The following is a 14,093-nucleotide window of genomic DNA, read 5'->3' as shown; positions in this document are numbered from 1 at the left end:
TTATCGCGTCTCAAAACCTATCCCCCCACACGCAATTTATCGCGTCTCAAAACCTATCCCCCAGACGCGATAAATCGCGTCTCTACCAATTTCCGATTACCATGACAGCAATTAAAACAGCAATTAAATTACCTCCTTCCAAACACGAATTTGCCGAAGTAATCCACCGCTTAGAAGCGGGCGGTGCAATGTTACCCGATACTCCAGAAAATTTGATGCAAATCATCGGTTTATATAAAGCTTATGCTGTACCGATGGATTTTTACTGGCGTGACCTACTTTATATTGCCGAACGCGAATTTTTAAACCCGCTTCCCTTCTTTAAATACTTCTTACCCAAAGAGTATTTAGAACTGCATAATCATTACGCTGGTGATGATGCCGATTTACGAATTTGGCGCGGCGAAGCTAATGCACATCCAGAACTTTTGGCATTTATTGAGAAGGGTGAAACTTTCAAAATGCCAAAGTTGCTGCACCACTTGTTCCACGATCGCATTAACATGGAATTTGCGGAAGCTTGTATGCGGGCGATGCTGTGGCATAGAGGGATGGGTGGGCAATTTGACCCTTACCTAGACTCAGAAGAATACAAAGCCAACGCTGACAGGGCAATTAAAGCTTATTTCCAAGGCAACCCCGTCATGCTGGGACTGTACAAGCTGTTCCCAGATATGTTTTTGGAACAGTGTCGCCAGATGTCATACTACGCTAATCTGGGCTTATTCTGGGAAGTTATGGCCCCGGTATTCTTTGAAATGTCCGACCGCTATGACGAAGGCACGATTACCAGCGTCCCAGAGGCGATGAGTTTCTTAGTTAATGGTATATTTGCGATCGCAGGTCGTCCCATTTACCATCACGTTTATATTCGTGGTGAATGCTACGAAATTATCCCCAAATCCAAGGGTTTCATGTGGCTATATGAAGCCGCATTACCCTATGTAGAAGCAGTTTTCTACCGCACTGCACCCTTCCGAGGGACAAAATCTTATAATGCTCAAGCGCGTCAAGTACCGGAAGATCAGAAAGACTTTCACTATGGTATTCTTTACGCTGATGTATTTCCAGTGGGTACTGCTGGCATTCCCCCAACATTATTAATGCAAGATATGCAGCATTTTTTGCCACCATATCTTGTTGATTACTACAGCCAACATTGCCGAGGTGAAGAAGATATGTTGATTCAGTTGGGAGTTAGTTTTCAACGGTCAATGTACTGTGTCACTTCTGCGGTAATTCAAGCCTTGCGAACTGCACTTTTATATCCATTAGATGACCCAAATCCCAAGCATTTACAAGCCAATCGAGATTTTTTTGAAATGCAGCTAAATCGTTTTACTCGACCCGACTACAATATTCGTGATGCTGCACGTTTGGGGAGTATTCAAAAGCAAGATTATAGATAAGAGATCCTCCCAATCCCCCTTAAAAAGGGGGCTTTTTTTACTAATAGTGGATTTACAGTTTCTCTTGATAATATCTGTGGAATAGATTAAAATCACGCCCTTAAGAAATTAAACATTCAAATCCCCCCCTTTTTAAGTGGGGTTATATCATGTCCGCTTGATTGCTTATTAAACCCGAAGAACCCCACCCCGCCAAAGCTATGCTTTGTCTCCCCTCCCGAAGAGCGGGGAGGGGATTAAGGGGTGGGGTGCAATGACTATGGGAATCACAACGAATTACCCGGACATGATATTAGGGGGGATCTTCACCCGTATCCACAAATGTCTAGACAAAAAAGCTTACTCCACCCAGATTTTCACTTACCCTACAACCCGAAACTTGTGGAAAGGGCAAAGGAGCTACGAAAAAACATGACCCCAGCAGAGAAAAAGCTGTGGAACAACTACTTAAAAAACTTGAAATTTAGATTTTTAAGGCAAAGACCAATTCATAACTTTATTGTTGATTTTTTCTGTGCAAACTTGAAATTAGTGATTGAGGTTTATGGTGATAGCCATTTCACACATGAAGGTAAAGATTATGATGCAGAAAGAACAGCGATACTAGAAGGTTATAGACTAAAGGTGATAAGATTCACCAATGATGATGTTTTAAACAATTTTGAAGGTGTGTGTCAACAGATAGAGGAAGTTATCACTTTTACTAACAGTTAGTTGAGATCCGAATGGCACTAAGTTAAGATATAACCCTTGCCCTGACTGGTTCCTAGCCTGAAGGCTGGGAACCCATCCTGGGAGGCTCCGCCTCCTCTTTCTTGACGAGAGGCAGAGCCTCTTGGAATACATTCCCAGCCTCCAGGCTGGGAACGAGCAACACAAGGCTTTGGGCTTATCTTAGTGCCATTCAGTTGAGATCCCTCCAACCCCCTTTAAAAAGCAATACGCTTAGTATTAGTGATATTTTGCCCCGGAAGATCCCCCCAACCCCCCTTTTTAAGGGGGGCTTAATTCAAAAAGGCTTGCTCTTATCCCCCCCTTTTTAAGGGGGGCTAGGGGGGATATTATTGCTACCCAATCTCCAATTATTATTAACTGGATAATACTCCTGCAATACTCGTCAATTCCATAATTTTCTCAAACTGAAAATCATGAGCTAAATTCTTGATAAAAGTTCGCAGCGCAGGATTTTTTGAAGGGATTTGCTCAATCAATTCTAAAATCAGGTCATCACTGCATTGGGCTGCGGCAGTGTATACCTGTTTCACCCATTCAGGCGACATTTCAGATAATAGAATCACTAAATCCGTAAGCGTCAACATTGATTCTATTTCCTGCTGGTTTGCGTTTGCTATCTGATAGCTTTCTTCTTGATAAATATATTGAACTCCTAAATATTCGTTCAATTTTTCTAGTAATATTTCCTCACGGAAAGGCTTGTTAATATAATCATCACAACCCGCTTTGATCATTGCCTCTCGCTGTTCCTCAAAGGCATTAGCAGTTAAGGCAATGATAATAGTCTTGCGATTTGGCATTTGGGGTCGCACCTTTGGTGTGCTTCCAGCGCAACTGAGATTTGGGATTGAGCTTTCTTCTCTAGCTTTAATAATTGTTGTGGCTTCATAGCCGTCCATAATCGGCATCCGCATATCCATTAAAATTAGGTGTGGTTGCCATGTCTGCCAAAGTGCGATCGCTTCGGTGCCATTTGTTGCTTCCTGGACTGCAAAGCCGATAGATGTCAGAATTTTCACTAGCACTAAACGGCTGTCTGTGGCGTCATCAACCACCAAGATCCGGTATTCGCTTTGATCAGGCGCTAAACTAATAACTTGGCGTCTAATTTGCTTTATCTGGATCTCGCTGGCTGCGGCTAGACCAATTTGAATATCAAAGGCAAATTTACTTCCCTTGCCAATAATGCTGGAGACGCTAATATCTCCCCCCATTAATTGCACGTATTTGCGGCTAATTGCTAAACCTAGTCCTGTTCCCTGTTGCGATTTCCTTCCGGTTTCAGTTTGCCCAAAAGCTTGAAACAGCAAATCAATTTCTTGTGGGGCAATACCGCGACCAGTGTCTTGTACCTCAAAGATTAGGGATTGGGCATTAATTATTTTCTTCTGCTCCTCTGCTTGTTCCCCATCCCCCACCCCTACATACAGCATCACCCTCCCAGTATCGGTAAATTTGATTGCATTTCCCAAGAGGTTAAGCAACACTTGACGCAGTTTACTTTCGTCAGCTTGGACGTACTGGGGGAGGTAAGACGTATATTCAAAGACCAATTCTAATCCTTTGGAGGTGGCGCGGAAGCGCAACATCTCTTCGAGGTTTTCTAAGAGGCGAATTAAGTCAAAACTATTGAGATTTAATGTTATTCTCCCAGCTTCGATTTTAGACATTTCCAAAATGTCGTTGATTAAGTTGAGGAGATGTTCGCCAGCACGATTGATGATTGCTAGATTTTGCTGATGTTCAGTAGATAAAGCATGATCATGACTCATGACTTGGGTAAAACCGAGGATGGCGTTGAGTGGGGTACGCAGTTCGTGGCTCATGTTGGCGAGGAATTCGCTTTTGGCGCGGTTGGCAGCATCAGCTATAATCACAGCTTCTTGCAATGCTTGTGACTGCCTTTGAGTTTGTGCCAGCAATTGTGCCTGCTGTAAAGCAACACCCAACTGATTACCAATTTGAACTACGATGTTAATTTCTCCTGGTTTCCATTGGCGGGGATCGGAATTTTGATAACTCGCCAGTAATCCCCAAAGCTGACTACCATATAAAATGGGGACAATAATGTAGGCTTTAGCCTGAAAGCGCTCTAAGAGGTTGATATAAGAAGGATGAAAACCAGCGTTGTAAATGTCTGGGACACAGCGGAAACTTGCACCTTGAGTTGCTTGCACATAAGGATCTTCCACCTGGCTATCCGCGCTATCCAAAATTTTAGCTAGGCAACGGTCGTCTTGTAAGACACCTTCTGTGAGATGAGGGTCATTGTTGTGTTCTTCTATCAGAGAAATCCAACCATTACCCACCGACTCGGAGACAAATTCGCCACTCCAGTGGGGATTGAAACGATAGACAACAACCCGATCGCAGTTGAGTACTTGCCGTAATTCTTGGGTTGTAGCTGCAAATATAGTCTCTAAATCCAGTGTTTGGCGCATCCTTTGAATCACTTGGGCGATCGCTCTTTCCCGTTCTGCACTCTCACGCAAGGCTTCTTCTGCCAATTTTCTCTCGGTAATATCTGTAATTGTACCGATGTAACCTTTAATTTCTCCATGATCGCCAATTTCGGGCAATGCTTGAGCAATTACCCAGACAACTGCCCCATCCTGATGTAAGAAGCGATACTCGCAATTGGATGGAACTTTCCCGGCGGCTGCTTCATACCATAAACTCAACACGCGATCGCGGTCTTCTGGATGTAAAGCATTTGTCCAACCTTTCCCCAGAGACTCTTGTAATGAAAGTCCGGTAATCTGAGTGCAGCGCTGATTTAAATAGAACCAATTGCCATCTATATCTGCGTTAAATATACAAACTGGTGAAGCTTCTGCTAAAAGTTGATATCGCTGCCTACCTGACTGCAAAGCCAGTTCTGCCAGTTTAGCATCGTTGATGTCTGCCCAATAACCAACATATTCTATAGCGTTCCCAACTTCGTCACGGATTAACCTCATCTTTTCGTAAAACCAGTGATAAGTTCCGTCAGCGTGTAGCCACCGATATTCGTAGGAGCTGTACTCCCGTTCAACAAGTTCTTTAAATTTTCCCAAGATGAGTTCAACATCTTCTGGATGGACGTGATGGAGCCAGAAACTGGGATTTTCGATAAATTCCCGCGCTTCGTACCCAACCATTGCCTTAACGTTCTGACTAATAAAGGTAGTGCTAAAATCTCCTAAGGTTTTTTTGCTGCTATAAATAACCACAGGGCTAGATGTAAGCAGATATTGTAGCCGTTCGTTGGCTAAACGCAGTTCTTGTTCGACACGTTTGCGATAACTAATTTCTACTAAAACTGTTCCCACACCAGAGGGGCGATCGTCCTCACCAGGAATCGGAAAATAAGAAGCTAAGAAGTGGCGGATAATATCTGGTTGTTTAATTGATGCGCCGCTTAATTCTTGATTGAGAATGGGTTGACCAGTCAACAGAACCTGTTGATAGATTGGTTCCACTAGGGGGGCGATGTGGGGTAAGACTTCATGGATGGTTTTGCCAATATGATCTTGTTGAGGTAGTCCATTAATCTCCGCCAGCAGTTGGTTGATTTGCACAAACCGCAGCTGGTTATCTACAATGTTCATGCCGACAGGAGCACTGCTAAAAAAGGCATTGAGGCGAGCTTCTCTGAGTGCTAGTTCTTGTTCTAGGGTTTTGCGCTGAATCAACCCACCTAACTGAGCAGCAACAGCACTAACTAGCAAGAGCAAACGTCTATCTACCAATACTGAGCCACGTTTAAAAAACACTAAAACAGCTAATACTTGGTTCCCAGCCAGTATGGGAACACCAAAACCAGCTTTTAATCCTACTTTGGCAGCTTGTTGCGATCGCAAAAAAATTGGCTGTGTAACTTGAGAAACATCTTCTATCCATTCTGGTTCCTGGCTTTGCCAAACTCTTCCTGGTAGTCCAACTCCCAGAGCAAATTTCAGAGTTTGGCTTTGGCGGCAGAATTCTTCTAAACTGCTTTCCTCACCGTACCAGCGCAGACTGTGTTCTAAAGTACCATCTTCATTAGATATCCATGCTTCACCAAAATCCCAGCCAATGGTATGACAAATTAAGCGCAAGACCACTACTAAAGCGCTATTAACATCACTGGTGCTAGTGATAGCTTGGGTTGTCAACAACAGCAAACGGCTTTCATTTTCTGCCTGCTTGCGTTCAGTAATGTCTTTCGCTGTGCCCAGTACGTACCATTGCCCATCAATCTCGATCATTTCCGCACTAAACAGTGTCGTCCTGATTTCTCCTGTTGAAGTGCAGACATCAATCTCATAGTTGCGGATAGCTTTAGTTTGTTGCAGCGTCTGGGCGAGGAAATTATATTCTTCTGGATTCGCCCAAATATTCAATTCTTGCTCGGTGCGGTCAATAACCTGAGAACGAGAATAACCAAAAAACCGACAAAAGCTGTCGTTAACTTCGACATAGCGGTTGTTGGGAACAGTAATTAAGGCAATTGGATCGGGAGATGACCGAAAAGCTGATGCTAACTTTTCTTCAGAAGCCCGTCGTGCTGTTTCTGCGCGTTGGCGTTCTTTTGCCTCCAACACTAAAGATACTAAATTGCCCAGAGAGCGAGCGAAATTTTGGTCTTCTAGCGTCCAATGATGAGTAACTCCCACTGCCTCCAGACATAAAACTCCTACGGTCTTACCCTCCAGCCTAATGGGTGTATGGAGTATAGAGGTAATGCTTAATCTTGAGTAAAATGCAGAAAATTCTCTAGTTCTGGGATCAGTATGGGCATCATCTGCGGCGATTGGTTGGTCTTGCTGCAAAGCTGCAAAATAAGCTGGATAGTCTGCTACTATCAAGGAAAATCCTTCGCTATGTTGATTGCGACTGGCCTCAAATCGGTCAAAACACCGGATTTTCGTGCCTGTTTTGTCATACAGCCAAACACTGGTTCGTTCCACCCCAATATTTTTGACAGCTGTTTCTGTGATTTTACTCAAAGCTGTTTTCAAGTCACCCTGATAAAGCGTCTGATTTTGTGCCAGTTGGGTTAGCACTAGGTTATGATTGCGGAGCTTAATCGCACTTTCTTGGAGTAATTTTTCTGCTCCTCGACGCTGTGTAATATTACTAGCAGTGCCTGTCATGCCTACAACTAGACTCTCTTCGTTGCGTAAGGCGATCGCATTAAACATTAGATAAAGTAAAGTACCATCTTTAGCTATACAGGTCGTTTCATGCTGGAAGATCGACTTTCCCTGAAAAACACGCTCAAAGGCTACTTTATCTTTAGCAACTTGTGTAGGCGAGATGAAATCAGTCAAGGCACGCCCGATCATTTCCTGGGGTTCGTAGCCATAAATCTGCTTGACTGCCGGGTTGACAAAGGTAATTAGTCCATCAATATCCACCGACCAGATCATATCCTGGGATGTCTCAACTAGGTGGCGATACTGACTTTCACTCTTCTTCAGAGCGGCTTTGGCGTAGCCATCGCTTTGGTAAACTTCTCTACAAAAGGCTTTGCCAAGGCTAACGGGAATTTCTTTAAAAATTTCTTCTATTTGTTTGTTCCGAATATTTAACTCAATAGCAACCCGTTGACGCTCTTTAATCTCCTCTTGTAGTTGGGCATTTTGTTCTTTTAACTGTTTTTTCAGCCCTTGAAGAGTGAGTTGATTTTGTATGCGTAATAAAACTTCTTTAGTTTGGAATGGTTGAGTAATATAGTCAATATCGCCTAAATCAAAGACGTTTATTTTTTCAGACAATTCATCTAAAACACCGAAAAAAATTATTGGAATATCTTGAGTTTTCTGGTTAGCTTTCAAATGTTGACAAACTTCATAACCATCCATCTGTGACATGAGAACATCTAGCAAAATCAAATCAGGGGGAGAAGCTAGCGCCGTATTGATTGCCACTTGTCCAGAAAGGACACTTTGTACCTGATAACCTTGGTGTTGAAGGATGTCTGATAAAAAATGTAAATTCTCTAGCTTATCATCAACTAATAAAATTTTTATTTTTTGAGCATCCATATCAGTTACTAAGTTAATTGTCAATCAGGAATAAATTATTGAATCAAACCGAACATAAATCAGAAGGCAAAACTCTGTTACAAGATTGTAAATAAAATTATCGTCGCTTACCAGCATACTTCAGCGTAAGGTGTAGAGTATTGGTATCAAAAAGAAAGAGCAGTGCGATCTTCTCCCTACAGCCCTTCTCCTAAAGGAGACGCTCTTGCGAACGGGCATCCTACGGCGGGCGCTAGCCTCTCCCATAAAGGCTATGCAATACCCGAATCTTTTTTAACATAAGTGTAAGGCAAACGCGGAGGGGATAACAGAAATAAATCACGGAATATGATTGACAAAACAGACGGAAAATGTAGTAGGAGGGCATGGCGCGATCGCCTAGCGTGTCGGAGGCAATCGTTAACTAGTAACATTAGATGGAGAATCTGAATGTAAAAGTTAGTATTTACGCATCATACATAAGTACTCAGGACTTACGCAAACAATAGCCGAAACACTTATTTTCAGGTAGGGGCAATTCATGAATTGCCCCTACAGCGTGTAGGTTTGCGTAAGTCCTAGTACTATACAAAATTTGGGCTTTTGATCCATATATAACACCCAACACAGTAAATATACGACTAAATCAGCGTTGTGAGCAGCGCTTGCAACGGATATTTTGGGTAATACACATTAGGATTAGTTTGTACACTGCCTAATAGCCCTTTCAAGGTGACTCCAAAAATCTCTTTTTTCTCTCTGTGTTCTCTGCGCCTCTGCGGTTTAAAAGTAATTTTTTTAACCACATAAACACAGATAACACACAGGTAAGAGATTAAAAAGGGATCTGTTGAAGATGAGTTAATCCAAGGTGTTCGGTGTACCTTGTTAGCGCTCTTTTATTACTCTGAAAAAATCAAATATTTGTAGGTTGGGTTGAACATTCGTGAAACCCCAACAAAATCAATAATTTTTGACTTGGGTTTCGTTCCTCAACCCAACCTACCCCTAGATTTATAGAAACTAGTGACAACATAGGTTTCTGATTTTTATCTGGTGAGAGTCATAGAAGAGGGTTAGTGCAGGGCTAGATCAGAAAATGAAAATGTACTCTCAACGACTCTGTTTAGAACCACTAGAACCGGATCATGCCGAACTGCTTTTTGATGGATTACAGAGTACGAGTATATACGACTTTATCGAAGATATGCCGCCAGAAAGCGTTGAATCGCTTCGCGATCGCTACATGGTGTTGGCACGTCGTCAATCACCAGATGGAACGGAGATTTGGTTGAATTGGGCTGTCTACTCTCTTATAGAGAAATGCTATGTTGGATATATTCAAGCAACAATTACTGGAGATAATAGTGCAATCCTGGGATATGTGTTTTTCCCTAATTTCTGGGGAAAAGGTTATGCACGTGAAGCGGTGAATTGTATGATTAATTTTTTAGTTAAGACATACCAAAATATTTATTTTTGCGCTTACGTTGATGTAGGAAATCATCGTTCTATTGCTTTATTACATAATCTAGGATTTGTCCGCTCGACATTTTTTCAAAATATTCAGTCTAACCAAGATGAATTTAACTACGAAGTAGAGTACCGAAAACGGTGATGTTTTGAAAACACGCTTTTTTCGATGTCCTGATCAAGCCAGACGAAACACCCAGTATTGGCATTATCTCTTTATGTTTGTATCCACATAGCAGCATTTTGACTGCTATTGCTCGGATGATTTCATGCTTGTCTTGATTATTTTTGATAAAATCTTCCAATGATTGCATCCACATTGCTACACCTTATATTTTTGTAGCAAACATAACTTTTATCCTACTTCAGTATTTTCTCACGAATGATTCAGGATTGCTAGAAAAGCTGGCAACAGTAACACACAACTCAATATTACATTCCAACAAAGCGTTCAAACTGCTTGAGAAGATGTTCTATTCTCTCATTCAATAGTTCCTATATTTCTGTATTAGGAAAATTTTGATAGAAACCCCAGCTAAACTAATCGGCTGGGGTTTTTGTCGTTTAACTCCTAAAAAAAATGGATAGCCTAATTGAGATGTTCTTACTCTTGGCTATATTGATCGAATGAGGCTTGAGCAAAATGTTGGAAAAAGTTTGAGTAAAATTTTGTAGCCTACTCGCAACTTCAGATATTTGCCCAATGGCAGTAAATTAAGCCAGAGGGTGCTATTCCTCTTGCACATCAACCCAGATACTGCCTTCTTCCACACGAATAGGAAACACTGGGAGTGTCTTTGGTTGTGAAACCAACGAGAGTACTTTACCTACACCAGGGGGCCAGGAACACCAGTCTTTTACCTCACCAGTCCGCAAGTCAAAAGCACTGTGATGGAAGGAACAAACAATTGCCCCACTTTCAGTGATTTTCCCACTTTTCAGCGGTAATTTTAAGTGAGGACAGGTGTTATCTACAGCATAAAGCTGATTTTCGTGATTCAAAAGCAGAATTTTCCGGTTGCCTACTTTCACCACTTCTCGCGCACCTGGGGAAAGTGCTTCAACTGCAAGAACTTTAGTCCAGCTCATTAGGTTCTCCTTTCCTAATAGATCTGCTTTCAGTTTCCCGCAATTGTGACCAGTGCGATCGCCTTTCAATACTGGGAGTGGGGAACGATAAAGTCAGTAGATCACAAACTTTTCCTAAAAGAGCGATGTCTAAGACATGCTCCCTCTACGAGAGGCGACGCTGGTGAGATGCCAAAACTATAAAATCTTACATCAAAATACTATCTTGTTACTGAATAAACTGATTTTTGGGTAAACTAAAAAGAGCACTTCCTATCCTGGCATCATAGGGCTTGTAGCTTATAACAGACAATTTTCAGGGATATAAAAAATGATTAAGACAAGTTACGAATTTGACCAGTCTATCCTCCCCGCAGGATCTTCATTAAAAACTAATATTTTGCTACGTTTTCGGGCTGACATAGCTGAATCTCCCCGACGTAACCTTAACCTTTCTCTTGTAATTGACCGTTCAGGCTCTATGGCAGGCGCCCCCTTGCATCACGCACTCAAAGCCGCTGAGTCTGTGGTAGATCAACTTGAGCCAGATGACATTCTCTCAGTAGTTGTTTACGACGATGAAGTAGACAGCGTTGTGCCACCCCAAGCTGTGACTAACAAAGCCACACTGAAAAATTCTATCCGCAAGGTTAGAGCAGGGGGTATTACCAACTTATCGGGGGGATGGCTCAAAGGCTGTGAACATGTGAAGACGCGACTTGATCCGCAAAAAATCAACCGTGTTCTCCTGCTTACCGATGGTCACGCCAATATGGGCATTCAAGACCCCAAGATACTCACAGCGACATCGGGGCAAAAAGCTGAGGAAGGCATTACCACAACTACGTTAGGTTTTGCTCAGGGTTTCAATGAAGACCTGCTGATTGGTATGGCAAGGGCCGCCACGGGCAACTTCTACTTCATTCAGAGCATCGACGAAGCAACTGAAGTGTTTAGTATTGAGCTAGACAGTCTCAGAGCAGTAGTGGGACAGAATCTATTGGTGACACTTGAGTTGGCTGATGGTGTTAGTCTTGTTGATACCTTAAGTCTTGCTAAAGTTAGCCAGAATAACGCTGGTCAAACTGTCCTCACCTTGGGAGAGCTTTACGAAGGCGAAGACAAACTTCTCGGATTAAGTCTGGTGATATCAAGCGCTCAAGTTGGCGAGTTACCTGTGATGAAACTGCATTACAGCGCCGATGTTGTGCAAAATGATCTGATTCAAAGTGTGTCAGGGACAACAGATATTATTGCCAAAGTTGGCACCGTTGAGGAAGCAGCTTTTGCCTCTACAAGCCATATCATTCTTGAACTGAGTCGCCTCACGATCGCTAAGGCCAAAGAGACTGGTCTTAATCTAGCTGAACATGGCAAGCATCAGGAAGCTGAACAAACCCTCCGGGCGCTTGTAAAAGATTTGCGCGATAAAGGGTTGAATGAGAATTTTGAAATTGCTGAAGAGATCGATCAGCTTGAGTATTTCGCGGGTCGGATCGCCCAAAAAGCTCTAGGCAATGCCGGACGTAAAGAGATGCGGGATCAGTCTTACCAGACGATGACGCGCAATCGCAGCGATCTGGTGGGTCGCGGTGTCACTGCTGGCGATGAAGTCTACGCGATGCCGATTGTCAAAGAAGTCGGTTCAGGTGTTGAATTGCACTGCGTTCGGGAAGGGGGAAAACTGCGCGTCAAAGTCATCTCCGAAGGCTACGATTCAACCAAGAACATCCAGTTTCCTCGGGCCATTCGGGCCGAGGGAGCACGCTATGTTGTTGAAGGGCTGGAACTCTCAAGCGAAGGCACTTTCTACCGTGTACGTGGCAATATCAACCGTTTTGCTCAACTTGGTGAAGCAGATATCTTCGTTGCCCCTAGACAATCGAATCTAACTAACACAGGCAAAGCCTCCAAAGGCCCTGCCAGTGCTGCCGATCTTCCCACAACTGACAGTGTAGGGGACAGCATTTTAGTTCAGTGTGTCAAAGATGGCAGCAAGCTCCGTGCTAGGGTGGTTTCCGACGGATATGAACCGGATTGGAATATGCGTTTTCCGCGATCGGTTCGCGAGGAAGGAATGCTTTACCTCGTTGATGAGGTCAAAACAGCACCTGATGGAAAATCCTATATTGCGTGTGGTGAAATTAAGCGATTTGTCCAACCTACTACTAATGTGTCAAGTTGAAATTGATGGGTAGACATACGCTTGGGTTAAGGCTTGATCCTCCCTAACCCTCCTTAAAAAGGAGGGAATTAGAGCAAGCCTTGCTCTTAAAGCAGCGGTGAGTGTCAAGCCTCGATCGCAGGGTTATAATCATCTGGGTTATTAAAACCTGCAATCCAGGCGGCTGCCTGATGGCAATTTCGCATATCAGGGGGAACGCGCAAGACATGAATATGTCCTGTAGATGGACAAGTAACTTTCAAAATCATAAGCGGCTCGTCATCCTCAAAAGGAATGTAGACTAGTTGACGTTCTCCACCCGCGTCTCGATCGCGATCGCGGATCAACCCTCCCACTTGCTGCAAAAATGTCTCGTATCCCAGACGCTCAATCAGCACGCGACGCAACTCAACATTCTCTATATTGAGGATATCCTGCCCCGTTAGAGACTGGGATTCAAAGGCAATGCGATCGTTCACCTGCACACCTCGCCAGCGCCAGACAAAACCATGTCCCGCAGCTAGACTGGTAATCCCACTTCCGGCCAACTCGATCCAATAAGTGACGTGGAGTCCTTGGGGAAGGGTAGTGAGGTTTACACAGTCGCTGATATCGATACTTTCACAGGTGAGATTTTCAGGTAGATTGTAAAGATCCAACGCACCGCTTAAATCCAGATGACCCAAAACGCGCATACCATCCCAGGCGCGATGCTCAAGGATGAGTTTTCGAGCATGTTCAGCCGATACAGGCTCGTGGCTTTCGTTTGGACGCTGCAAAACTTGTTTATTCGGCACACGTCCCTTCGACATGAACTTGAGCATTAGTCCATCACCTCCACGTAAGTATCAGGGCGATATTCACGTTGTCTCCAGACGCGGTAAAGCCCTTGGGGTAATTCAATCGCCCGATGTTCTTCATGAACTAAAGTCGCACTTGGTTCTTTAACCTCAAGAAAAAGGTCACTACCATGTACCCACAACTGAACAGCATGGGATTGCTGAATGCGATGGCTGTGTCCTGTGATTTCACCATGAGCCAGAGTAGCACCTACACGCCTCTGAGCACCGACAGGTAAGGTAACAATACGTCTGATCAAAACGTCGCCATGTCTGTAGAGAATAGTAGCTTGGTTAGCTTGGGAGTTATTGCTGTGGTTAGACATCTTTTCATTATAACTAGGACTTACGCATCATGCATACATATGTACTATACTATTTTTGGGCTTTTGAGCCATGTTTAACACTCAACACA

General features: G+C 43.4%; 8 protein-coding genes. 4 read left to right on the top strand and 4 right to left on the bottom strand.

Annotated elements, in window-relative coordinates:
- Nucleotides 1-101 precede the first annotated feature (101 nt).
- Together V7K30_RS22840 and V7K30_RS22835 are read left to right on the top strand one after the other, a co-directional pair.
- Nucleotides 102-1,409: a CO2 hydration protein gene (locus tag V7K30_RS22840; protein WP_335003142.1), complete on the top strand. Its 1,308-nt coding sequence runs from the start codon at nt 102-104 to the stop codon at nt 1,407-1,409.
- Between the two features lie 321 nt (nt 1,410-1,730).
- Nucleotides 1,731-2,123 carry an endonuclease domain-containing protein gene (locus tag V7K30_RS22835; protein WP_335003140.1) on the top strand — a complete coding sequence of 131 codons (393 nt, stop codon included), beginning with the start codon at nt 1,731-1,733 and terminating at the stop codon, nt 2,121-2,123.
- Between the two features lie 374 nt (nt 2,124-2,497).
- On the opposite strand, the gene V7K30_RS22830 is transcribed toward V7K30_RS22835, so the two are convergent.
- Nucleotides 2,498-8,155: a PAS domain S-box protein gene (locus V7K30_RS22830; RefSeq protein ID WP_335003138.1), complete on the bottom strand. Its 5,658-nt coding sequence runs from the start codon at nt 8,153-8,155 to the stop codon at nt 2,498-2,500.
- Between the two features lie 1,078 nt (nt 8,156-9,233).
- Between V7K30_RS22830 and V7K30_RS22825 the strand changes: the two genes are divergently transcribed.
- Nucleotides 9,234-9,752, top strand: coding sequence for a GNAT family N-acetyltransferase (locus V7K30_RS22825; RefSeq protein ID WP_335003136.1), 519 nt, complete (start codon nt 9,234-9,236; stop codon nt 9,750-9,752).
- A gap of 584 nt (nt 9,753-10,336) precedes the next feature.
- Here the strand turns inward: V7K30_RS22825 and V7K30_RS22815 are convergent.
- On the bottom strand, nt 10,337-10,696 hold the full coding sequence (locus tag V7K30_RS22815; RefSeq protein WP_179068165.1) for a Rieske (2Fe-2S) protein: 360 nt from the start codon (nt 10,694-10,696) through the stop codon (nt 10,337-10,339).
- 310 nt (nt 10,697-11,006) lie between these two features.
- On the opposite strand from V7K30_RS22815, the gene V7K30_RS22810 reads away from it, so the two are divergent.
- Nucleotides 11,007-12,860, top strand: a complete 1,854-nt coding sequence (locus tag V7K30_RS22810; RefSeq protein ID WP_335003134.1) for a vWA domain-containing protein — start codon at nt 11,007-11,009, stop codon at nt 12,858-12,860.
- Nucleotides 12,861-12,964: 104 nt separating this feature from the next.
- Here V7K30_RS22810 and V7K30_RS22805 read toward each other — a convergent pair whose 3' ends face one another.
- A complete protein-coding gene (locus tag V7K30_RS22805) occupies nt 12,965-13,663 on the bottom strand; it encodes a DUF6745 domain-containing protein (protein WP_335003133.1) in 699 nt (232 codons plus the stop codon).
- On the bottom strand, nt 13,663-14,004 hold the full coding sequence (locus tag V7K30_RS22800; RefSeq protein ID WP_335003131.1) for a hypothetical protein: 342 nt from the start codon (nt 14,002-14,004) through the stop codon (nt 13,663-13,665). The genes V7K30_RS22805 and V7K30_RS22800 overlap by 1 nt, the downstream gene beginning before the upstream one ends.
- Nucleotides 14,005-14,093 lie beyond the last annotated feature (89 nt).

The organism is Nostoc sp. (assembly GCF_036917655.1).
Taxonomy (GTDB): domain Bacteria; phylum Cyanobacteriota; class Cyanobacteriia; order Cyanobacteriales; family Nostocaceae; genus Nostoc.
Note: the sequence above shows the minus strand (reverse complement) of the source record. Positions and strands in the feature narration are given on the sequence as shown.

What these genes read in the sequence shown, in the direction of transcription:
- V7K30_RS22800 (WP_335003131.1), bottom strand. Translation starts at nt 14,004, where the DNA reads ATGTCTAACCACAGCAATAACTCCCAAGCTAACCAAGCTACTATTCTC.
- V7K30_RS22810 (WP_335003134.1), top strand. Translation starts at nt 11,007, where the DNA reads ATGATTAAGACAAGTTACGAATTTGACCAGTCTATCCTCCCCGCAGGA.
- V7K30_RS22825 (WP_335003136.1), top strand. Translation starts at nt 9,234, where the DNA reads ATGAAAATGTACTCTCAACGACTCTGTTTAGAACCACTAGAACCGGAT.
- V7K30_RS22805 (WP_335003133.1), bottom strand. Translation starts at nt 13,663, where the DNA reads ATGCTCAAGTTCATGTCGAAGGGACGTGTGCCGAATAAACAAGTTTTG.
- V7K30_RS22835 (WP_335003140.1), top strand. Translation starts at nt 1,731, where the DNA reads ATGTCTAGACAAAAAAGCTTACTCCACCCAGATTTTCACTTACCCTAC.
- V7K30_RS22815 (WP_179068165.1), bottom strand. Translation starts at nt 10,696, where the DNA reads ATGAGCTGGACTAAAGTTCTTGCAGTTGAAGCACTTTCCCCAGGTGCG.
- V7K30_RS22830 (WP_335003138.1), bottom strand. Translation starts at nt 8,155, where the DNA reads ATGGATGCTCAAAAAATAAAAATTTTATTAGTTGATGATAAGCTAGAG.
- V7K30_RS22840 (WP_335003142.1), top strand. Translation starts at nt 102, where the DNA reads ATGACAGCAATTAAAACAGCAATTAAATTACCTCCTTCCAAACACGAA.